The organism is Acinetobacter seifertii (genome assembly GCF_000368065.1).
Lineage (GTDB): Bacteria > Pseudomonadota > Gammaproteobacteria > Pseudomonadales > Moraxellaceae > Acinetobacter > Acinetobacter seifertii.
Window position 1 is genome coordinate 738,428 of record NZ_KB851200.1, and the last position, 23,596, is coordinate 762,023.

Consider the following 23,596-nt stretch of genomic DNA (forward strand, 5'->3'; position numbering starts at 1 on the left):
TAAAGATGGTTGAAGAATATTTTATGAAAAATTTAATTTTTTATATTTATAATCAATGTATTGGGATTTATTTTGATAATGGATTTTTAAAGTAAAATTAGCGTATATGAATAGTCGGAGAGATATAAAACTTCTATGGATTTCACTTTCTAAAGTTAAATGTGGTTGGAAATTGAACTCTATCATTTGGTCAGATGGTGAAACTGATTTAAACTTAAAATGCTTATCCAGTTAAACATTTATGTATAAGTTTTGAATAAAGCAGGACTTACATAGTGTATGTACTGGAATTTTATTTCTTGCGTTTTTTTAAATTTTATTTTTGAGTTCTCTTAATATGAAAATTATCGGTTTAGCCATTTTGGCAATCAGCCTCTCGGGTTGTGCTGCAATGAGCGTAGAAGAATGTAAGACTGCGAATTGGTCATTAGTGGGTGAGAAAGATGGTTCAAAAGGTTCTTCACCTCGTTTAGATCAATATTACAAAGCGTGCGGAAAAGCCAATATTGTTCCAGATCAAAAGTCATATGAACGTGGATATAAAGAAGGTCTAGGGTATTATTGCCAGCCAGCAAACATTTTTTATAACGCTTTAGAGGGGAACGGTAATATTAATGTATGCCCAATCGAGCAGCGTAATCGTTTAAGACCTTATTATCGAGCTGCCTCAGATTACTACAATGCAAAAAATGAATATGACCGTTATGATGAAAAGTTTAAGCAGTATTCTGACAGTGCTTATAACGAAAAATTAAAGCCAGAAGAACGTGAACGTTATCGTAAGCTTTTAAGAGATCTACAAAATGATCGTGACCGTATTAATCGTAACTATTGGAACTCGATTCGAGATATTGAACGTTTCAAATATGACCATGGTTTAAAATAATATTTGAGAAAAGGATTGATCTGAATGAGATCAATCCTTTGTTTTTTTAAAGATAATAACTGGTTTTTGTCATTAACTTTGAAATAGCGGTCATACTGATTTTTACCGCATAAGGTAATTCAACACCGCCTGCTTCGAGCGCAGTATGACGATGATGTAATTCATCTTCATTCATTTGCTCTAAAATTTTACGAGAGCGTTCATCTTGAGCAGGTAATTGGTTTAAATGATCTTGCAAATGCATGCTTACCTGACGTTCAGTTTCAGCAACAAAGCCTAAGCTATATTTATCACCAGCAATACCTGCAAGAGCACCCATACCATATGACAACCCGTACCAGATAGGGTTTAATAAACTTGTATGGCTATTCAACTCTTTTAAACGATCTTCGCACCAAGCTAAATGATCTTGTTCTTCAATTGCTGCCTGTTGCATTTCGCGGCGCACATTTGGCAATTTCGCCGTTAATGCTTGTCCATGATAAAGCGCTTGGGCACACACTTCACCACTATGGTTAACACGCATTAACCCCGCAACATGGCGAGCATCTTCTACTCCAAGTTTTGTTTCAGCTGTTTCAGCCGGATTTTGGCGCTGCGCTGCTGTTGCACCTGGGACAAGACTACGTAATGCCTGATCAAAGGAGTTAATAAGTTGATCAATTCCTGTGTAGTGGCGCATAAATTAGTCCTCCAAAGAAAGATGTGCTGTGGCAAGCATCGGTTTTAGTCGGGCGAGAAGCCAGATACTAAAGATTGCACTAAGTACAGCTGTAATAATAAATAGTATTTTAATATCAATTTTTAAAACACTTAAGATTAAGATTGAGAAAATTGCAGAAGAAACCATGAATACAGCATTTAAAATATTATTCGCTGCAACAACACGGGCACGATGTGAGCGTGGTGAGTAAGCCTGCATCATGGCATATAAAGGAACAATATAAAAACCACCACTAATACCCAATAAAGTAACAGCAATCATGACGTGGTAGTAAACCCAACCTTGAGTGAAAATATCTTTTAAGGTCAGTAAAGCTCCAGTTCTTTCAGGTACAAAAGCTAGACTGGCTGCAAGGTAAAGTGCAAAAACAGTAAGGCCAATTGCACCGATTGGCACCATTTTAATGTTGATTTCCGAACCACCAATTTTACGGCAAAGTAATGAACCAACACCAATTCCGACAGAGAAGAAGGTGAGTAACAGGCTAACTACATTTTCCGATGCATGAAGATTTTGCTGAGTCAGCTGCGGAATTTGCGTTAAATAAGTTGCCCCATAAAACCAGTACCACGAGTTACCTAATAAAATTGTGAACACTAACGGTAAACTTTTAGCATATGTAATGGTTTGGAAGCTTGTCCGAATAAAGTTCCAGTCTATATCTAAATCTGGCGCAGCAACTTTCTGTGGCAAAATAAAACGACTAAACACATAGCCTATGCAAGCAATAGCGACTACAGTCAGACTAATCCACAGCAAATTGCCTTCTGATGATGCAATTACGGCACCACCTAAAATCATACCGAACAAGATTGCCATCGATGTACCAGATTGAAATAAGGCATTACCTGACATGAGTTCGTTTGGTTTTAAAATTTCAGGCAAAATTGCATATTTAATTGGGCCAAAGAAAGTTGAATGTGTACCCATTAAAAATAAGGCGAAGAGCAGCAACCATAAATGCCCCAATAAAAAGCCAGCAGAACCAATGAGCATAATAATAATTTCTAAGATTTTTATGCCGCGTACAAGTTGTGATCGTTCGTATTTGTCTGCAATTTGTCCAGCAGTTGCTGAAAAAAAGAAATATGGCAATATAAACAATAATGCTGCTAAATTATTGAGTGTGCTTACTGGGGCAGATTGTTGTTGAATCCAACCATACGTAATGACTAACAATAAAGCTTGCTTAAAAACATTGTCATTTAATGCGCCAAAAAACTGTGTAAAAAACATCGGTACAAACCGACGTGATGTCATCAGGGATTCATCTTGTTTCATCATGTGCAAGCTTCATTGAGTTTTATTAAAAAATGTGACCGAGTGTTAATTTGCATCGAAAACCATGTATGATATTTTTAACGCTTGATTAAATGAAAAATCAATGGTTTCGAGTGAGTTTTATCCTCATATTGGTGCGTTTATTAAAAAATAAGTTTAGAGTTTTCCATGCCTTCTAAAATTAAGTTTAAACAGTCAACTCTTTCTCACTCTATGCATTTAATCTTAAAAATGCAGAGTATACCTAAACTTATTTGTAGCAGCTTATTGTTAAGTTTATGTGTTACTCCTTGTTATGCTGAAAGTTCGGCAGAAACAGTAACATCAGCAGCCCAACAGACGGTAGCTAATTTATCATCACAACAAACCAGTACAAATAACCAAAATGATGTTCCAATTACGGATGTTGCGACGCTTGTAACTCAAGCACAGCAGCAACAAGATAGCTTGGCTATATTGCAACAACAAGAACAATTTCCAAATCAGATTGAAGAATTTAAGCCAATCACGCTGGATAACCTTGATGACTTACCTGTTATGCCTGTTGATCAGAGTATGGCAAATGAAATTTATCGAGTTGCAGAAGAGGCAAAAACTGAAGCGCAAAACTTCCAAAATGGAACTCAAAAACATCCGGAAATAGTGGTCAATGATGCATCTCAAGCAGAATTACATGAAATTACTCAAGCACCTGTAAATATTGACCAACTCATGAGTGAGATTCAATCGGATAGTAAGATTGTAGTCGAAGCAAATGAAACGGGAAAAACTTTACCAGAACTTACAGCCGCTACAGAAGAACCACCTGAAGAGAAAGGTTTCTTTAAACGTATTATCAATAAAATTCGTCCGCCGCGTGTGGCTCCGATGGAACAAATTCCACGTATCACTGCGGAGGTTAGTGGTGCACCGGATGATCTTGCTAAAAATATCAAAGGTAAGTTATCTACATTTACCCAAGAATCATTTGAAGATTTTAATTCTGCGTTACCACAGCTTAGAAGTTTAAGTAACCAAGCCGCACAAGCTGTAGGTTATTACAATGCCGAATTTCGTTTTGAAAAATTAAGTGCAAGTCGAGTACGCGTAAAAGTCACACCAAATGAACCTGTTCGAATTAATGAACAAAATATTGAATTTAGTGGAGCAGGTGCAAAACAACCACAGTTCCAAGTTATTCGTTTAGTTCCAGACCAAGATGTAGGAGATATTTTTAACCATGGTCTGTATGAAACAACTAAAAGCCGAATTGTAGATGCTGCATCAAATAATGGATACTTTGATGCATTTTGGCGGTTACACGATGTAAAAGTCAGCCAACCTGAAAACAAAGCAGATATTAATCTCAAATATGAAACGGGTGAGCGATACAAGCTTGGTAAGGTTGAGTTTCGTATGAGCGATCCTTCAAAACCATTACCTATCAAATTAAATATTTTGGAAAGTATGGCGCCTTGGAAAGAGGGCGATGACTATACATTTTGGCGTGTAAATGCTTTAGCTAATAACCTGACTAACTCGAGGTATTTTAACTATACTTTGGTCGATTCAATTAAACCTGATCCAATTGAAAAGCCGCTTGAGTTACCTCCAGATTTACAAGCACTGGTCGATCAGCAAAATGTCACGATTGATGAATCAAAACTGCTTTCTCCAGAGCAACAACAACTTGCTAAAGCACGTCAATTAGCCTCACCTACTAAAGAGGTTAGTCAAAATGTTGTAGACGAAAAACAATTTGCTGGGACTGAAAATGCACAATTAGCTGCAGCTCCAGCTGCTTTAAAAACTGCAGCAGATCATCAAGAGCAAGAATCGGAACAAGACCGTTTACAAGCTAAAGCACGTGAAGAAAAAAGAATTCCAGTTATTGTGACTCTAAATGCAGACAGATTAAATAGTCTAGAAACTGGTGTGGGTTATGGTACCGATACGGGAGCTCGCTTACGTAGTCAATATCGTCGCTCAATTGTGAACGAATATGGTCATTCATTTGACGCGAACTTTGAGCTTTCTCAAATTCGTCAGTCCATAGATGGCCGTTATAGTATTCCTTATAAACATCCATTAAATGATTACTTTAACATTGTGGGTGGTTATGAGCGTGAGACTAGAGATAATATTGGGCCTGATGTCAGTTTATTAACCGAATCTGCCGTGTTTGGTGGAGAGCGCGTTATTAAAAAACCGTTAGGTGATTGGCAACATACCATTGGAGTTCGTTATCGTCTGGATCGTTTAACTCAAAAAGGAAATGTCGATATTTCTGAGTTACCCGATGCTTTTAAAACTGCCGCTTCAGAGCAAGAAGCGTTATTGTTTGGTTATGAAACTTCTAAAACTTCAAGTAATACACGTTTAAACCCAACTAAAGCATTTAAACAAAGTTATAAGTTAGAACTGGGAAGTAGCAGTTTACTTTCCGATGCCAATATGGCAATTGCAACAGCTGGTTGGAGATTTATTTATTCTTTAGGTGAGAATGATGACCATCAGTTTGTGGGCCGATCAGATCTTAGTTATATTTTTACCGATGAGTTTGATAAAGTTCCATACAATTTAAGATTCTTTACAGGTGGTGACCAAACAATTCGTGGGTTTGACTACAAAAGTCTTTCTCCGGAAGTAGATGGATATAAAATTGGTGGACAAGCTCTAGCGGTAGGCTCTCTGGAATACAACTATCAATTCAAAGAAGGTTGGCGAGCAGCAATTTTTTCTGATTTTGGTAATGCTTACGATAAGAATTTTAGTAACCCGACAGCTTATAGCGTTGGTGTTGGTATTCGTTGGAAGTCACCTATTGGCCCAATTCGTTTGGATGTAGCTTCAGGTATTTCTGATGAAAATCATCCAATTCGTTTGCATTTCTTTATTGGTCCACAACTTTAAAAATAAAATTTTATTAGGTTTATTTTATGGCGGAAGTAGAACAGCAGCCCACTTCGGCACCAAGCTCTCCTAAGAAGCGACGTATTTTGCGTAGCTTCTTGCTGACAATATTAATCATACTTTTATTACTTGTTGCTTCCATCATTATTATGATGTCGACTGACCGTGGAAGCCGTTTTTTATTAGACCGTGTTTTACAAGCTCAACAAGTCATTAAATATGAGTATGAAGGGGGTAATTTACTTAGGGGAATTATCCTTAAAAATATTATTGTTCAGTTGGCAGAAGTCGATGTTACTTTAGATAGAGCTGATGTTCGCTTAGGATGGCGTTCTTTACTATTAGAAAAAGAAGTCCATTTAAGCAACGCAGATGTACGCAACTTAATCATTATTAATAAAGCGCCGCCGTCAGATAAACCATTTGGATTTAAACCTATAAAACTACCATTTGTTTTACGTATAGATAAGGCAGATGTTGATCATTTAGAAATTAAAAATTCGGGTTCTGTTGTAAATTTTCATGATGTCCACTTAAACGAGGCGCTGTGGTCAGAGACAAAGCTGAAGTTTGAAAACTCAAGCATGGATATGGGTTATCTTTCTGTACATAACGCAACAGGAAACATGGATTTTAGTGGGAAATATCCGCTTAATGCGACAGCAGATTTAAGAATTCCTTCTTTAAAAAGCTTAAATATTCAAAATATAAAAGTTGCAGCCAGAGGAAGTTTAGATACATTACAAGCTGGCGTAGCAACGACAACACCAGACCTCTTAACAGGCTGGGTTGTTTTACATCCAGTTCGTCATGAAGTTCCAATGCAAGGGGCTTTGTCACTTAAAAATTATCACTTGCCTTTACTAGTTGATCAAAAATTATTTGCTAAAAATGGTGTTATTAAATTTGAGGGTAATGTTCAAAAGCTTAACTTAGCACTTGATACAGATTTAAAAGGTGCGAACTTACCTGAAGGCCAATACAACGCCTTAATGAATACTGATTTAGTACATCAGTTGAATATTACTGACTTTAATGGCCAAGTCATGAAAGGTGCAATTAACCTTAAAGGGTTAGTGAGCTGGAAAGACCATGTTACTTGGGACATAAAAGGTCGTTTAGATCATGTTAATCCTAAAGATAAAGCGATTCCTCAAGTCGTTCAGGACTTCTTACCACCAAGTTTAGATGCAGCAGTTTCTTCCACTGGTTCTTTAGAAAAAGGCACTGAAGTATTAGCCAATGTAGACTTCGACCGTTATGAATCTTGGAAACTTAAATTAAACCAAGCACCTGAAAAGAATAAAAAACCTCAACCAATGTTTATGAATGTGGCTTGGTCAAAAATAGACCGTGCTATGCCATATATAGGTTGGTTAAGCAGTGATAGTGGACAAGTTGATCTGACTTTGCGAGATGGTCAGCAAGATATTAAAGTCGCAACCAAAGTATATCAGCATGAACAGACTCTTTTACCAGCAGGACAATATCTCGCAACGTTGAATGTTAAAGATAATATTCTTAATGTTCCTAGTTTTAGTTTTGCTGCTCAAAAAGGTAGCCTTACAGGCCAAGCCAAAGTTTTATTGCCTACTGAAAAACGTCAGTTGGCTTGGAATGCCTTATTAAATGCAAAAGATTTTAATCCGCAAAGTATTCATACAGCAGCACCTGTTAACCTACTCAATGGATCAATCAAAGCAAGTGGTTTTGCAAAGCCAAATCAACAAATTATTCAACTTGAAAAAATCGATTTAAAAGGTCAATTGGCTCAAGCAAGCCAAGAAACGGTTGCGCTAGCAGGGAAAAGTACAGCTGCTTTATTATTTAATGATGTTAAAGCAGGTGGTGGGTTTAAAGGTTTTGCAGTTAATTATGATGGATCGTTGAAAGCACTTAATCAGGCGAATGGATTATTAAAGTTCTCTATTGCGGGTACTCCAGAGTTTATTCGAATTAACCAGTTACAACATGATGGTGTTGCTGGAAAAATCTATGCGACTGGCTCAGTAAACTTAAAAGATCGTATTGCTTGGGATATCAATAGCTCGCTTGTACGTTTTAAACCTCAATATTTTGCTTCAAGTGTAAAAGGCGAAATTTCAGGAAATGTAAAAACGCAAGGTGTTTGGTCTGATAAGTTAAAGCGTATTGATATTCAACAGTTGAATCTTGCAGGATTTTTGAATAACAAACCTGTGAGAGGTAAAGGTAATTTATCTATACTTATGGATTCGAACCAAAAGGGATTCTTACCTCAACAATTTGAAGCGAATAATCTATTTTTGGTTTATGCACAAAACCAGTTACAAGCAACAGGTAATGCGCAAAATTTAAAAATTAAGCTCAATGCTCCTGCACTTTATGAGTTGTATCCTGGCTTGAGTGGGGGTGCCTATGGGGATTTGAGTGTCCAATCTCAACCTCGCCTAAAAGCTACCGCGAATATTGCAGTTGATAACTTTGCGTATACTAATTTAGTGAGTATTAAAAAACTGCGTATACAGGGTGAACTCCCAACATCTGAAACAACACCAACCCAGCTTACAGCTAAGTTAGATAATTTACGTAGTGGTAGCCGTCTAATTCAGTCTGCTGAAGTTAATTTAACAGGAACACGGAAAGCGCATTTATTAAAAGTGCAGGCAAACAATAATGTTTCTAAATTCTATGTTCAATTGGCAGGTGGTTTTAACCAAAATAATGATTGGTTAGGCCAAATTCAAAAAGGAAGTTTTGATTCGCGACGAATTCGTTTAGCACAAAATCAAAATGCACCTATTATTTTCTCATCAGCACGTTCTGAATTATTTGTTGGGCAACATTGTTGGCAGAGTAAAAATAGTCAGTTATGTCTTGATCAACCTGTACGTGTAAGTAAAGCACAGGGTAATATTTCATTTGTTACCCAAAATCTGGATTTAGGCGATTTTGCTGCTTTCATGCCAGAAGGTTTGGCAATGACAGGGCAACTCAATGGATATGCGAAAGCTTCTTGGGTAAATGGTGGACATCCTAAACTTGATGCACGTTTAGTGACTCGAAAAGGTGAACTAGGCCTAGCTGCGGAAGACCCTCAGGATCCGCCAACCACATTGACTTATGACGAGCTCAGTGTAATTGCGAAAAGTATTTCAGATGGTCTATTGTTACGCGTTGACGTGAAAACACCTGATATTGGTACTGGCTATGCAAATGTCATTATTAATCCATACCAACCCTCTATGCCAATGCGTGGTGAGGTGGCCTTTAATGATGTGCAATTAAAAGTTTTGAAACCATTTATTCAAGATGTACGCTCAATGAGTGGTACGTTAGCTTTAGCTGGTAAAGTAAATGGTACTTTAACCCAACCTCAATTTACGGGTGAAATGCGTTTGAAAAACGGGGCGATCAGTATGATCTCCCTGCCAGTGAACTTAACCAACGTACAAGTGTATTCATCTATTCGTCAGGATATGGCAACAATTGATGGTGCATTTAACAGTGGACAAGGGGTAGGTTTACTTAAAGGCAGTTTCGACTGGAAAGATTCACCGCGTCTACAGTTGAACTTAAAAGGTGATAACTTACTGGTACGCCAAGCACCATTAATTACAGCAATTGCAAATCCGAATTTGACACTTGATATGTATCCTTTCGATAAACGTTTAAGTTTGAAAGGGTCTGTAGATGTTCCTCGTGCACGTATTTCAATGCCTGAAACAACGGCACCTGTCATTAATACATCTTCAGATGTGCGTATCGTCCGTCAGGGCCAAGACCCACTTGCAATTTTACGCGCAGCTAAACCTTGGGATATTCGTGCTGATATTTCGGTGAATATTGGTAACCAAGTAATCTTCCAAGGCTTTAACAGTAATATTCCTCTAGTTGGTCGTTTGAACTTGACTCAACGTGGTTATGAAACGGCAATGCGCGCGATGGGTGCTATTGGTGTAAGTCAAAAAGTGAAAATTGAAGCATATGGTCAAAGCTTAGATTTAAATCGTGCAATTGCTCGTTTCAATGGGCCACTGTCAAACCCGACTTTAGATATTGATGCGAATAAAAATGTTCAGGGAAGTATGGTTGGTGTGCGTGTTACAGGTACTGCGTCATCACCAAGTATTCAAGTTTATAATGATGCTGGTTTGTCTGAACAAGAAGCCTTGAATGCATTGGTAACGGGTCGTATTAATGAAGGTTCAAGCGGTTTAAGTAATTCGGAAGGTTTTAAATCTGATGTAAACAATACTATTGCTGCTGCTGGTATTAGTATGGGCTTAGGTGGCACTCGTGCTTTGACGAATCAAATTGGTCGTACTTTTGGTTTAAGTGGACTTGCCTTAGATGCCCAAGGTACAGGGGATGATACTCAGGTAAGCTTAACTGGATATATCACACCTGACTTATTTATTCGTTATGGTGTTGGTGTATTTACGCCAGTCAATAAGCTTACCTTACGTTATCAAATGAATCGCCGCTTATATTTAGAAGCAAGTCAGTCTTTAGAAAGAGCGATCGACTTATTCTACAATTGGCGTTTCTAAATGTATGAATTAAGAGCTCACTTTAAGTGGGCTCTTATTTTATTAACGCTATACTATTTTAAAAAAATTAATAATTCTCATATAGATCATTAATTTACTTTGAAGTAATCACATATTAAACACGATTCTGGTTAAAGAAACTTCACTTGAAAATTGCTGTTTTATAAATTAATTTTCAAAATCATTAAATGAAATTAGATCGATAAAGCCTTGTTGATAATTACAAATAAGGTGAATTTGATCCTAGCCAAAATAATGGACAGTACTTCCCTCTAAAGATAACGTAACGTTAACTTTGGAGATCCAAGAAATGGCCAAACGTTTTAGTGCTGAATTTAAACAGCAAGCAATTGATTATGCACTTTCAAACTCACACGAGCCTATAGCTGCAATCGCCCAGAAATTAGGTGTGGGTTATTCAACTTTAGACAAATGGATTCGTGAAACCAATCCAGTGGGTTCAAGCAAACGTCAACTTTCACCAGAACAACAGCGGATCTTGGAATTAGAGAAAGAAGTCAAACAGCTCAAGGAAGCCAATGACATCTTAAAAAAAGCGCATGTGTACTTTCTAACAGATCATGCCAAGAAAAGTACACGGTAATTCAAGATCTAGATATGAATGAAGTCACGGTATCTTCTGCCTGTAAATACCTAGGTGTCAGCACTTCAGGCTATTATGCCTGGCGAAAACGTCAGGCCAATACGGTAGAGAAATATAATGATTTAAAAGCCGTATATTGGCAGCATCATGCACGATTGGGTGCACCTTCATTGGTACATGACATGCATGATTTAGGTTACAGCATGAGTGAACGCACTGTTGGAAGAATGCTGAAAAATCTGGGTTTACGCAGCAGGATTGCGCGTAAATACAAGCATACGACTGATTCAAACCATCGTTTGCCTACAGCACCCAATCTGTTAGAGCGTCAATTTACAGTCATTCAGCCTAACAAGGTTTGGACAACGGATATTACCTATATCCGTACCAAGCAAGGTTGGCTGTATTTATGTGTGATGCTGGATCTATTTAGTCGTCGTATCGTGGGGTGGCAAACCAGCCATCGAATAGACCGCCAGTTGGTGTGTGATACGTTTAACTATGCAATGGCTCGTCAGGGTTATCCAACTGGTGTTATGGTTCATTCGGACCAAGGTTCACAGTACTGTAGTCGTGATTTTAGAGCGCTGTTACTGACAAATGATTGTACTCAGAGTATGTCTAGACGTGGAAACTGTTGGGATAATGCAGTGACTGAAAGCTTCTTTCATACATTGAAAGGTCATGTGGTCCATGGCAGTGTGTTTGCCACTCGAAAAGAAGCGAATGCTGTCTTGTTTGACTATATTGAGATTTATTACAATCGGGTCAGAAGACATTCTGCAAATGGCTGGTTAAGCCCTGAAGCCTTTGAGAAGAAATATTTTAAGAATTTAGAGGGATTTGTTGTCCACGATACTGTCTAGGATCAATTTTCAAGGAAATGCCAGTGAAAAAAGTTACTTGTGTTGAAATTACAGAGAGCAAGGATAACGATATAAAGCTTAAATATCGTGCATTGATTCAGAAATTAACAGCAACTTTGTCGTTGACGTTTTTATCACTTGGGTGGGGTAACATAGTTAATGCCGCAGACCAACAAATCGCTTTAGTAGGAACATGGACATCTATTCCTAATGCACCACTTGTGCAAAAACCAAAGCAGGCCAGCGAAGGTTTGTACCAGTTTCAAGTTAATAGGGATGGGACTTTAACTCCTATTAAAGTATTAAAAATGAAAAGTCCTTCTTGGATTGTGAAATCGAAAGATGGTCGTTTTGCATATACAACAAATGAAGAAAATTTAGGAGAAGTCACTGCATTATCAGTTCAAAACGGAAAGGTAGAGGTACTAAATACAGTAGATAGCCATGGTGGGCATCCAACACACGCCTCAATCAGTTTAGATGGTAAATTCCTATTCGTGTCGAATTATTCTGCATTTGATAAAGGTCGTGGTGGTGTAGCCGTTTTGCCAATTTTGCCAAATGGACATGTAGGTGAAATGGTACAGAATATTGTTTTCGCTGAAGGTTCTGGCCATGTCAAAGGTCGTCAGGAAAGTGGTCATGCACATTCGACAACTTTCAGTCCAGATGGTAAGTATTTATATGCGAGCGATCTAGGAAATGACAAAGTCTATGCCTTTCGTTATAACCCTAACAAACCCCAACCACTTGAAGCAGACAGCAGTCGAGATGTGAAGTTTGTTCATGGTTCTGGGCCGCGCCATATGGTCTTTTCTCCAAATGGCGAACACGCGTACATTACCGCAGAAATGCGAAGTGAAATTGTAGCGTTCAATGTACAAGATGGACATCTGAAAAAAATAGCTGAGCTAAAGTTGGTACATGAAGATAAAACACCTGAATTTAAGAGTGCGAGTGGAATTATCTTGAGTCCAGATGGCAAATATGTCATTGCTGCCAATCGTGGCGCAGACAACAAACTTTTGGTATTTAAAATTCAACAAAATGGGTTGTTAGGTCAACCAGTCATTTATAAAGCTAATGGCATTGAACCACGAGCTTTCTCCTTCGATGCAACAGGTAAATATTTATATGTGACGAATGTATATAGTAATAACATCAGTTTGTTCCGCTTTGATGCAAAAAGCGGTAGCTTAAAACCTGCTGGCGATGCTGCAAAAATATCTACACCTACTGATATTAAGTTCTTTAATTAATTTGAGTAAAGCAACCTATATTTTTGACACTTCATATAAAAGATCGAGAGCTGGTATCTCGGTTTTTTTATGGCAGTTTTTGCAAAGTCTGTCAGATTCAGTATGATGTGGGCAGCTTAGTCTGTGTAGAGTAATGATGAAAAAAGTTTTATTTGTCTTGATAGGAATGTTGTTAGTCGGCTGTACAGAGAAAAAACCTTTGACACCTGAAGAACAATGGCATGGCTTTTGTACCAGTGTTGGTAATGCGGCTAGAAGTATTGTATTTGACCGCCAGCAAGCAATTGAAAAGTCTCAAGCGGTTGAGCATGCAAATAAAATTGAAGATGAGATCACCAAAAAATTCATCTTGAATATTATTGAGAAAGTTTATGCTATTCCACAAGATGAGCTAAAAACTAACCCAGAAGCTCTACAAGAAAAAATTAGAAAACAAATGGCAGATGAATGCTTAGTTACACCACATGACAAAATGCCAAACTACAAAAAGTTCTAAGTGTACAAGACATCGTCAACACTCCACTAAGGTGGAGTGTTCTTTCAATTCAAAATATCGCATGATACGTCAGTCATTAAGATCATTATTTACACAGGGGTATTTAGTTACAAAATAATGGGCATCACGGAGAAACACCCCGCGCGCATTAACTTTTAGCTTGAACTCTAGTAAAATTTTGTAGTCCATATTACTTGTGAAGCTTTGTGAAAGCTGGAATTTACAAGTAATTTTTTAAAAAAAGAGGAATGAACACCGTGCTAGAAGCTTACCGCCAACACGTTGCTGAACGTGCCGCACTCGGAGTCCCACCGAAGCCACTTGATGATGCTCAAACTGCTCAACTTGTTGAGTTATTAAAAAACCCACCGGCAGGTGAAGAAGCATTCTTGGTTGATTTGCTTGAAAACCGTGTTCCTGCAGGTGTTGACCAAGCAGCTTACGTAAAAGCAGCTTTCTTGGCAGCGATTGCAAAAGGCGAAGCGACATCTCCGCTAGTTTCTAAAGAACGTGCAGTTTATTTACTAGGTACGATGCTTGGTGGCTATAACGTAGCGCCTTTAGTTGAGCTTCTAGATGATGCTGAATTAGGTAGCTTAGCTGCTGAAGCATTGAAAAAAACATTACTTGTATTTGATGCATTCCATGACGTAGCTGACAAAGCTAAAGCTGGCAATGCAAATGCAAAAGCTGTTTTACAATCTTGGGCTGATGCTGAATGGTTCACTAGCCGTAAAGACGTACCAGAAGAAATCAAACTTACTGTATTCAAAGTAACGGGTGAAACAAACACCGATGACTTATCTCCAGCTCAAGACGCTTGGAGCCGTCCGGATATCCCATTACACGCAAACGCAATGTTGAAAAACGAGCGTGATGGTATCAATCCTGAAAAACCAGGTGAAGTTGGTCCATTAAATCAAATCAAAGAACTTATTGCTAAAGGCAACCAAGTTGCTTATGTAGGTGACGTTGTTGGTACAGGTTCATCTCGTAAATCTGCGACAAACTCTGTGCTTTGGTTCTTCGGTGACGAAATCGCTCACATTCCAAACAAAAAAGACGGTGGTTTCTGCTTAGGTTCTAAAATCGCTCCGATTTTCTTCAATACTATGGAAGACGCTGGTGCGTTACCTGTAGAAATTGACGTTGCGAACATGAACATGGGTGACGAAATCGTTCTTAAGATTGATCACTCGGCAGCTAAAGTAACTGCGTTCAAAAACGGTGAGCAAATCGCTGAGTCTGAACTTAAAACTCCAGTTCTTTTAGACGAAGTGCGTGCTGGTGGTCGTATTAACTTGATCGTTGGCCGTGGTTTGACTGCTAAAGCGCGTGAAGCTTTAGGTCTTGCACCATCTACATTATTCCGTACTCCAGTACAACCTGCTGCAACTGGCAAAGGCTTCACTTTAGCTCAGAAGATGGTTGGTCGTGCATGTGGTCTTCCAGAAGGTCAAGGTGTAATTCCTGGTACTTACTGCGAACCTAAGATGACTACAGTTGGTTCTCAAGATACAACTGGTCCTATGACTCGTGACGAGTTAAAAGACTTAGCTTGCTTGGGCTTCTCTGCTGACTTAGTTATGCAATCTTTCTGTCACACTGCTGCTTATCCAAAACCAGTTGACGTACAAATGCAACATACACTTCCAGACTTCATTATGAACCGCGGTGGTGTATCTTTACGTCCGGGTGACGGTATTATCCACTCTTGGTTAAACCGTATGCTTCTTCCAGATACAGTAGGTACTGGTGGTGACTCGCATACTCGTTTCCCAATTGGTATTTCGTTCCCAGCAGGTTCTGGCCTTGTAGCTTTCGCTGCTGCAACTGGTGTAATGCCACTTGATATGCCTGAATCAGTTCTTGTTAAGTTCAAAGGTAAAATGCAGCCTGGTATCACTTTACGTGACCTTGTACATGCGATTCCTTACTATGCAATCAAAGAAGGCGATCTTACTGTTGAGAAAAAAGGTAAGAAAAACATCTTCTCTGGTCGTATCTTAGAAATCGACTTAACAGAAATGGAAACTGACTTAACAGTTGAGCAAGCATTTGAACTTTCTGATGCTTCTGCTGAACGTTCGGCTGCTGGTTGTGCAATCACACTTTCTGAAGAGAAGGTTGCTGAGTACTTACGTTCTAACATCACAATGCTTAAGTGGATGATTTCACAAGGCTATGGTGATGCTCGTACTATGGCTCGCCGTGTTGAAAACATGGAAAAATGGTTAGCAAACCCAAGCCTACTTAAAGCTGATGCGGATGCTGAATACACTAAAGTGTATGAAATTGATTTGTCAGAAATCAAAGAACCTATTCTTTGCTGCCCGAACGATCCAGATGATGCAAAACTTCTTTCTGACGTTCAAGGTGACAAAATTGATGAAGTATTCATCGGTTCTTGTATGACGAACATCGGTCACTTCCGTGCTGCTGGTCAGTTACTTGAAAAAGTACCAAGCGGTTCATTAACAACTCGTTTATGGTTGGCTCCACCAACACGTATGGACGAACACCAGTTAATGGAAGAAGGCTTCTATAACACTTATGGCCGTGCTGGTGCACGTACTGAAATGCCTGGTTGTTCATTATGTATGGGTAACCAAGCACGTGTTGCGCCGAACACAACTGTTGTATCGACTTCTACACGTAACTTCCCTAACCGTTTAGGTCAAGGTTCTAACGTTTACTTAGCATCTGCTGAGCTTGCATCTGTTGCTGCTGTACTTGGTAAATTACCAACTCCAGAAGAATATCAACAATATGCAGCTCAAATTGACAGTATGTCTGCTGACATCTACAAATATTTGAATTTCGACCAAATGGGCGAATATACAAATGCTGCTGATAAAGTAGATACTAAGAAAATTGCTGCTGCTCAATTGACTTAATACCTCAATTTAGTACAAAAAAGGAGCTGATTATTCAGCTCCTTTTTTATTTAAAAGAGAATTAATACACAATTTTTAAATTAAAATATTAAATAGATCATATTTTGTATATTTAAAATGTAAAAATAAATATAGCGCTAGATATTAAAGAAGTTTTTGTTTTAAAATGTTTTCATGAACTTAAAAATAATTAAAAAGAACACGGGTATTTTATATATGGAACTTAAAAATGCTAAAGACAATTGTTGAATTTAAATTTGATGACTATCAGTTATATGATCAAAAATTATCAACAGAAGACGGAAATACATTAGTACAGAAAACTGAAGATATTGCACAATATATTTATAGTATCTTGAAAAATAGATATCACTTAAATATCGAATTAAATCCTGAGCGTTGGGGTTGGGAAATAGAAGTACCTCTACCAGAGATCACGATGTATATTGGTATTAGTGTTTATGAAGAATACAGCAATGGTTTCGCAATATTTATTTCACCAAATACACCAATTTTGAAAAGATTTCTTTTTAGAAAATTGGATATTACTCATCATATTATGCTGCTTCAAAATTATATTAATGTCATTTTGAAATCACATGGTGGTATTTATGATGTGCAATGGTGGGAAGAAAATGAGTTTAGATATGTTGCTGCCCATTAAAATATAATTAGAAAATATGAAATATTCTTTATGATTGTTTAGCTAATACAATTAATAAAATATTTTATTAAGCATTATAGTGGTGAATTTACGTGTGTGAGCTTAATATATGTTCAAAATAATGTGGCTCAGATCCGTATGCGAATTTTAGCTTGGAAGGCATTACGTAAGTTCTTCTATAACAACCTTCATGATCATGATTACGAAACGACAGTAAGTCGATGTATTAACTATTTCTTGGTTTTCTTAATTATAGGAAATGTAATTGCGGTACTGCTAGAAACAGTAAATGATCTGTATTACAGCTATCGTATATGGTTTGACTACTTTGAAAATATCTCTATCACAATTTTTAGTATTGAATATCTCTTGCGTCTCTGGAGTGTAGTCGAACGTGATCCGACACAACCTGCTTGGAAACAGCGTTTTGCTTGGATGAAGAGTGGAGAGGCACTGATTGACCTCATGGCAATTCTGCCTGCATATCTAAATTTCTTTGTACGAATAGACCTTCGTATGCTTAGAATTTTACGTTTACTTCGACTATTAAAATTAACTCGCTATTTTATCTCTTTACAAATATTGCTTTGTGTCATTAAAAGGGAAAAGGGCTCGTTTCAGGCAGTAATTTTCATTTTAATCATTATGATTATTATGACTGCTTCAGGTATTTATGTGGTTGAAAATAAAGCTCAACCAGAAGCTTTTAGCTCTATTCCAAAAGCAATGTGGTGGGCAGTCGTTACCTTAACTACTGTCGGATACGGTGATGTCACACCTGTAACCAGCTTAGGAAAGTTGCTAGGTGCTTTGATTACAATTTTAGGGGTAGGGATTGCTGCTTTACCGGCTGGTATTTTAGCCTCTGGTTTAGCTAATGAACTGAACCAGCGTAATCAGCGCCTTGAACAAGAGTTCCGAGAGTTACTTCAAGTGCGTGGTATAGATATCATGCACGATGAAATTGAAATAGAACGTATTCGGCAAAAAGTCGGATTGCCAAAAGAACAAGCGCATAATCTGATTATTCAAATCATGCGCGAAAAGGTATTAGAAGAAAAAGAAGTGGAAAGGGAAAGGAAATGTTATTGCCCACATTGTGGTGGAAAGCTAACAGACTAGTATTTTGGTCAAAAGTCTGGCGCTAGTCAGGCTTTTTGAGTTGCCTTCTCTACAGCAAATGCAATAAGTAAAATAATAAGACCACCAAGACTTAATACAAACCCTACCCAGATCGGTGCAATCCAGCCCATCTGATGACTGAGTACCCAACCACCTAAAAATGCACCTAATGCATTCGCAAGATTAAAAGCTGAGTGATTCAGTGAAGCTGCTAGTGTTTGTGCATCACCTGCAACATCCATCAGGCGTGTTTGTAATGCTCCGCCTAAGCCCATTACAGTCAATCCAATTAAGAATAAAGAAGCAATAGCACTATATATATTACTCATTAGAAAACTTGCAACAACAAAGGCGATTGCTGAACTAATAAGTACGCCTACAATGGTTTTATTGAGGTTTTTATCTGCCAGCCAGCCAGCTGTTAAACCTCCAATCACCATCCCAATTCCCCACAGGGCTAGCGCAATAGGAACGATTTGAATATTAACTTTTGTATATTCAGTCAAAATAGGTGAGACATAGCTATATACCGAAAACATGCCTCCAAAGCCAATTGCACCGACCGCAAGGGTTAACCACATATTTATATTTTTAAGCCCAGCCAATTCTGTTTTTATACTGGCAGTAGCTTGAACCGGAATATTCGGCACAAAGCAAGCTACAGCAATTAAAGTAAAAAATGCAATCGTTGCTGAAAATTCAAAACCTGCTCTCCAACCAAAATGTTGGCCTAACCATGTCGCTAAAGGTACGCCAATAACCGTAGCAACGGTTAAACCCATCATCATTTGTGCAACTGCAGAAGCTCTTCGTGATGGGCCTGCAAGTTCAGCAGCGACTAGAGCACCCACTCCAAAATATGCACCATGGGGTAAACCTGCAATAAAACGAGAAACTAAAACGGTCTCAGGCGTATCTGCTAGGGCTGTACAAGCATTAGCAATACCATAAAACAGCATGAGACAAAGCAATAAAGTCTTTCTAGGTACTTTAGCACCCAAAATAGCAATAATAGGGGCGCCAATAACAACACCTAATGCATACGCACTAATAAAATGTCCAGCTTCAGGTACTGTAATATTTAGGTTGTGTGCAATTTCTTGAATAAGGCCCATTGCCACAAATTCGGTGGTGCCAATACAGAAACCACCAACTGCGAGAGAGAAAATTGCTAAGAACAGTGAATAATGTTGAGGTGTGTTGGATGAAGATTGGGGGGACGCCATAATAAATTAAAAAAGGAGGCTCAAAAATGAAAGTATAAGGGAAAAAGGTCAAAATAATAAAAAACTAAAACATTGAGCGTACAGTTGCAGGTTTTAAGCAAAAGCATTTTATATTTATTTTAAATAATTTATCGAAATTTTTTAATAAATTATATATGATAAGTTCGTAATACTTTAGGCATTACAATAAGTTGTATAAATATTTAAAAAATAGAGAATCTAAATCGTGAGAAAATTAAGTATTGCCTGCCTTATGGGGTTGGTTATGTTATCTACGTCAGGTTGCTCAGTCTTTATGGCGGGTAATCAACCAAGTAAAAAAAATTTAAACGTGTTAAATCCGGGTAGTTCTCGCAATTATGTCATTGCTGAGCTAGGAGCACCTGTACTTTCTGAATATCGTGATGGTACAAGAGTCGAGATTTATACTTTCCAACAAGGCTATCCAAAATGGGCGAAAGTCAGCCGTGCATTTGGACACGGTATAGCGGATGTTGCGTCATTCGGGCTATGGGAAGTATTTGGAACACCAACTGAGGCGTATTTTAGTGGGAAAGAAACTTCTTATGAAGTAACGTACGGGCAAGATGATTTGGTGAAAAGTTTTAAGCTCATCGATTTTGACCAGGCATTCCCTAAACCAAAAGCAGAGTGATGAAATGAAAAGGGCCGTTAGGCCTTTTTCTTTGTATATGTTAAAAAATTATATTAAATAAAATCAATGTTTTAAAATTTAATTGGCTTATTCACCTTAAAAATAATCAAGTAAAAAGCAAGTTGAGACATATTAATTAATATTGTGATAAGATGAATACTATTCATTAATAATGATTTATCTAAACTCACTCTATTTTCTTCAAATAAGAGAAAAGTTTCAAAATTTATGGATAAATCTATTTATTTAGGCTTTTGCCCATGTTAGAAATTCGTCATCTTAAAACTTTGGTTGCATTACGTGAACATGGTTCACTTGTTGCGGCAGCTAATGATTTGTGTTTAACACCCTCTGCTATTTCTCACCAATTAAAAGAATTAGATCATTGGTATGGGGTAGAGGTCGTGAATCGTCGAAGCAGACCTGTTAGTTTTTCGAATGTTGGGCAGCGCTTGCTCAAATTGGCTGATGATGTATTGCCACAGATTCAAATTACTCAAAGTGATATTACTCGTATTGTGCATGGGCAAACGGGTAGAATTATTTTTTCTTCTGAATGCCATAGCTGCTTTGACTGGCTAATGCCTTTGCTCAATCAATACCGTCATCAATATCCAGATGTTGATTTAGATTTTGCTTCAGGCTTTGAGTCAAACCCACATGAGCTTTTACAAAATGGTGAGTTTGATTTACTCATTACAGCCGATCCAATTGCATTAAAAGGAATTGAATATTTTCCAATTTTTGAATATGAATCACGTTTAGTTCTATCAAACACTCATCGATTGGTTCGTGCTGAAAATATTACGGTCCAAGACCTTGCAGAAGAAGTTCTTATTACTTATCCCGTTGATAAGCATCGTTTAGACATAATGTCGAAACTGTTTATACCAGCAAATATTCAACCTAAACAAATTCGTACAACAGATTTAACTCAAATGCTTATTCAGCTTGTAGCGAGTGGGCGAGGTATTGCTGCTTTACCAGACTGGGTAGTAAATGAATATGAGCAAAAGGGATGGGTCACTAGCCGCCGTTTAGATTGTGTTTCTCAAAATGGTTTAAGACGTACATTATATGCAGGCTATAGAGTTGAAGAAAAAGAGAAGAGCTATTTTGAGGGGTTTTTAAAACAGTTAGAAAAGTTCTCTTTAAAGCGAAATTCTTATTATTCAGGCTAAACATGGGTACTTAACCCGAGTAGTAATAAAAGGTACTTAGATGTGCCTTTTTATTTGCCTATGAATAAAGATAATAGCCCTGCTGCAATGAGTGGGCCAACTGGTACTCCGCGAAGTAGTGCAACGCCTGCAACTGTACCAATGAGTAAGCCCGCAACTACATCAGGTTGGCTTGACATAAGTTTTACACCACGTCCACCTAACCAAGCAACAAGTAGACCGATTGCAATGGCAATCAAAGATTTAAAACTAACAAACGATTTTAAAATACTTTCTCCACTAAGTTTGCCACTCGCAATGGGGGTAAGTACGCCAATCGTTAAAATAAGAATTCCTAAATTAAGACCGTGCGCTTGGATATAAGGAAAAAACTCATTTAGCGGGGTAATCTTAATCACAATAAGCACACCTGCTGCAATTGTTACAGCAGCATTTTGGCTTAATAAGCCACAAATCAGCAAAACCAGTAAAACAACTAAATTAACATCGAATTGGGCAAGCATGGAGAGTGGCAAGGAAAGCAAATAATTTGAATTGTATAATAATTGAGAATCAAAATGTGAAAGCATTTAAAAGTTGCAAAGATTAGAGAATGAATTTGTAATGACAATTTTAGTCTATATGATTCAATCATAAAGAGTTTTGCTTTCTGGTTACGATTGGAAACGATGTTATATAAATTAACAAGTTAAAAACTCTTCTTTTGAAATGTTGTGATATAAAAATAATCATTAATCGTAATTTTAGGATGATTCATATGGACATTGTTGATATTAAAATTAAAGACCAGTTCGAAAAAATTTATGATGCGAAAGCTCAACTAAAGAAGAATTTGGTTGAACATGATAATGAGCCTCTAAAGCTAAGTCAGCGAATTGAACATATTATTGTGGATAATGAAATTATCTTGCCTACGACTGAACTGTTATTTGAAAGTGAACAAAACGAGAAAATTTATCGCGTCATTGAAGAATAACTTTAAAAAGGTGAGACTTAAGTACAAAGTTGATAAAGCAAAAAGGGTAATAAAGTTCTGAAACTGCGTTAAAATAATGGTTTTGTTTTAAAGAGAAAGCTTTATGCTGCTGGAAAAAATTTTGCAATCACAAGGGTTCGGTTCACGTAAATATTGCCAGCAGTTAATAAAAAATGGTTCTGTAAGTATTGATGGAGAGGTTGCGAGTGATCTTAAAAAGCAATTCTCTCCTGAAAATTTTGAATTTTCTGTTTTTGGTCAAAATTATCTGTATCGAGAAAAAATTTATATTGCTCTGAAAAAGCCGGAAGGTTTCGAGTGTTCGCACAATCCTCAGCATCATCAAAGCGTTTTTAGCTTATTGCCTGAAACTATTATTCAACGTGGTGTGCAAGCCATTGGTCGTTTAGATCAAGATACAACTGGCTTATTGTTACTTACTGATGATGGTAAATATCTTCAAGCTTTAACGCATCCTCGTAAACATGTTCCAAAGGTTTACCATGTGACGACTTATGACCCAGTCACACCTGAACAAATTGAAATGCTTACTCAAGGCGTTAATTTACACCAAGAAAAAGGGATATTTGCTGCTACAGATGTAGCACTACTTGGAACTCATCAGTTAACGATGACCATTCATCAAGGTGTATATCATCAAGTCAAAAGAATGATTGCTGCTGTTGGCAATAAAGTCGAAATACTGCATCGATATCAAATAGGCCAACTGGTCTTACCTGAAATTGAGGAAGGGGATTGGGTGTATTTGTCTGAGCAGGAAAAACAACTCGCTCAAAATATTATTTAAGAAAACAATGAAATGTCTGAAATTCACTGTCTTTAATGAAGCCCATTTTTTCATAGAGGCGGTGAGATTCATGATTGTTCGTTTGAGTCTCTAGGCTAATACGTAAAGCATTTTCTTGTTTTGCAAATAAAATCGCTGTATCAATAAGCTGTTTTGCTGAACCCTGACGACGGAACATTGGAGTGACATATACGTCATCTAAGATGTAATAAGTTGAACAAGCAACTGAAGAAAAACCTAAATAGAGAAGGACAAAACCAGTGATTTTTTCATCTTTAATATGAATAAAAAATACGCTTTCTTTATTTTCAAAACGTTGTTTTAAAAAATGATGTGATTCATCAAGATTCGAAGATGCACCGTAAAATTGACGGTACTCATCAAATAGGACAGCAAGTTGTGTTAAATCTTCTTTGGTCGCTCGTCTTACAATCATTAGGCGCTCCTTGTATTTATGTTTATGTTTATGTTTTTACAAAGAGAGCATAACTAAAAAAAAAGCCAATTGACGTTAAAAGTTGTTTAAA

General features: G+C 37.5%; 17 protein-coding genes and 1 pseudogene. 13 read left to right on the forward strand and 5 right to left on the reverse strand.

All coding sequences use genetic code 11. The annotated features are described in order from the left end of the window. Nucleotides 1–337 precede the first annotated feature (337 nt). Nucleotides 338–886 carry a DUF2799 domain-containing protein gene (locus tag F985_RS10960; RefSeq protein WP_004700885.1) on the forward strand — a complete coding sequence of 183 codons (549 nt, stop codon included), beginning with the start codon at nt 338–340 and terminating at the stop codon, nt 884–886. Between the two features lie 46 nt (nt 887–932). Here F985_RS10960 and coq7 read toward each other — a convergent pair whose 3' ends face one another. Both coq7 and F985_RS10970 read right to left on the reverse strand, forming a co-directional pair. Then, nucleotides 933–1,568, reverse strand: a complete 636-nt coding sequence (coq7, locus tag F985_RS10965; protein WP_004700887.1) for a 2-polyprenyl-3-methyl-6-methoxy-1,4-benzoquinone monooxygenase — start codon at nt 1,566–1,568, stop codon at nt 933–935. A 3-nt stretch (nt 1,569–1,571) separates the two neighbouring features. Continuing rightward, a complete protein-coding gene (locus tag F985_RS10970) occupies nt 1,572–2,894 on the reverse strand; it encodes an MFS transporter (protein WP_004700889.1) in 1,323 nt (440 codons plus the stop codon). 384 nt (nt 2,895–3,278) lie between these two features. Here F985_RS10970 and F985_RS10975 point away from each other — a divergent pair. The 8 genes and pseudogenes from F985_RS10975 to F985_RS11015 form a co-directional block, all read left to right on the forward strand. Continuing rightward, nucleotides 3,279–5,783: pseudogene (locus tag F985_RS10975) on the forward strand (autotransporter assembly complex protein TamA); the annotation flags it as partial. Between the two features lie 26 nt (nt 5,784–5,809). Beyond that, nucleotides 5,810–10,315 (forward strand): translocation/assembly module TamB domain-containing protein, encoded by a 4,506-nt coding sequence (locus tag F985_RS10980; RefSeq protein ID WP_004700893.1) that lies wholly within the window; start codon nt 5,810–5,812, stop codon nt 10,313–10,315. Between the two features lie 310 nt (nt 10,316–10,625). After that, a protein-coding gene (locus F985_RS10990; protein ID WP_085945698.1) for an IS3 family transposase occupies nt 10,626–11,785 on the forward strand; the annotation gives its coding sequence in 2 pieces (ribosomal slippage) (nt 10,626–10,860 and nt 10,860–11,785; 1,161 coding nt in all). A gap of 17 nt (nt 11,786–11,802) precedes the next feature. Continuing rightward, nucleotides 11,803–13,044, forward strand: a complete 1,242-nt coding sequence (locus F985_RS10995) for a lactonase family protein (RefSeq protein WP_025469109.1) — start codon at nt 11,803–11,805, stop codon at nt 13,042–13,044. Between the two features lie 133 nt (nt 13,045–13,177). Then, the gene (locus F985_RS11000) at nt 13,178–13,540 is read left to right on the forward strand and encodes a hypothetical protein (RefSeq protein ID WP_031944452.1); all 363 of its coding nucleotides are present in this window, start codon (nt 13,178–13,180) and stop codon (nt 13,538–13,540) included. A 257-nt stretch (nt 13,541–13,797) separates the two neighbouring features. Next, complete coding sequence (locus F985_RS11005) at nt 13,798–16,437, forward strand: bifunctional aconitate hydratase 2/2-methylisocitrate dehydratase (RefSeq protein ID WP_004700901.1); 2,640 nt, start codon at nt 13,798–13,800, stop codon at nt 16,435–16,437. A gap of 229 nt (nt 16,438–16,666) precedes the next feature. Next, on the forward strand, nt 16,667–17,101 hold the full coding sequence (locus tag F985_RS11010) for a hypothetical protein (protein ID WP_004700904.1): 435 nt from the start codon (nt 16,667–16,669) through the stop codon (nt 17,099–17,101). 138 nt (nt 17,102–17,239) lie between these two features. Beyond that, nucleotides 17,240–18,223, forward strand: coding sequence for an ion transporter (locus F985_RS11015; protein ID WP_004700906.1), 984 nt, complete (start codon nt 17,240–17,242; stop codon nt 18,221–18,223). 26 nt (nt 18,224–18,249) lie between these two features. Here F985_RS11015 and F985_RS11020 read toward each other — a convergent pair whose 3' ends face one another. After that, entirely contained in the window at nt 18,250–19,449 is a 1,200-nt protein-coding gene (locus tag F985_RS11020; RefSeq protein WP_004700908.1) for an MFS transporter, read from the reverse strand. 226 nt (nt 19,450–19,675) lie between these two features. Here F985_RS11020 and F985_RS11025 point away from each other — a divergent pair, with 226 nt between their 5' ends. Next, a complete protein-coding gene (locus F985_RS11025; protein ID WP_004700910.1) occupies nt 19,676–20,104 on the forward strand; it encodes a hypothetical protein in 429 nt (142 codons plus the stop codon). 260 nt (nt 20,105–20,364) lie between these two features. After that, the gene (locus F985_RS11030; RefSeq protein ID WP_004700912.1) at nt 20,365–21,285 is read left to right on the forward strand and encodes a LysR family transcriptional regulator; all 921 of its coding nucleotides are present in this window, start codon (nt 20,365–20,367) and stop codon (nt 21,283–21,285) included. 50 nt (nt 21,286–21,335) lie between these two features. On the opposite strand, the gene F985_RS11035 is transcribed toward F985_RS11030, so the two are convergent. Further along, the gene (locus F985_RS11035; RefSeq protein ID WP_004700914.1) at nt 21,336–21,788 is read right to left on the reverse strand and encodes a DUF441 domain-containing protein; all 453 of its coding nucleotides are present in this window, start codon (nt 21,786–21,788) and stop codon (nt 21,336–21,338) included. Nucleotides 21,789–22,042: 254 nt separating this feature from the next. Here F985_RS11035 and F985_RS11040 point away from each other — a divergent pair, with 254 nt between their 5' ends. Further along, nucleotides 22,043–22,261: a hypothetical protein gene (locus F985_RS11040; protein WP_004700915.1), complete on the forward strand. Its 219-nt coding sequence runs from the start codon at nt 22,043–22,045 to the stop codon at nt 22,259–22,261. Nucleotides 22,262–22,364: 103 nt separating this feature from the next. Then, nucleotides 22,365–23,069, forward strand: a complete 705-nt coding sequence (locus F985_RS11045) for a pseudouridine synthase (protein ID WP_004700917.1) — start codon at nt 22,365–22,367, stop codon at nt 23,067–23,069. On the opposite strand, the gene F985_RS11050 is transcribed toward F985_RS11045, so the two are convergent. Continuing rightward, nucleotides 23,062–23,505 carry a GNAT family N-acetyltransferase gene (locus tag F985_RS11050; protein WP_004700919.1) on the reverse strand — a complete coding sequence of 148 codons (444 nt, stop codon included), beginning with the start codon at nt 23,503–23,505 and terminating at the stop codon, nt 23,062–23,064. The two genes, F985_RS11045 and F985_RS11050, sit on opposite strands and share 8 nt — an antisense overlap. Nucleotides 23,506–23,596: the final 91 nt, after the last annotated feature.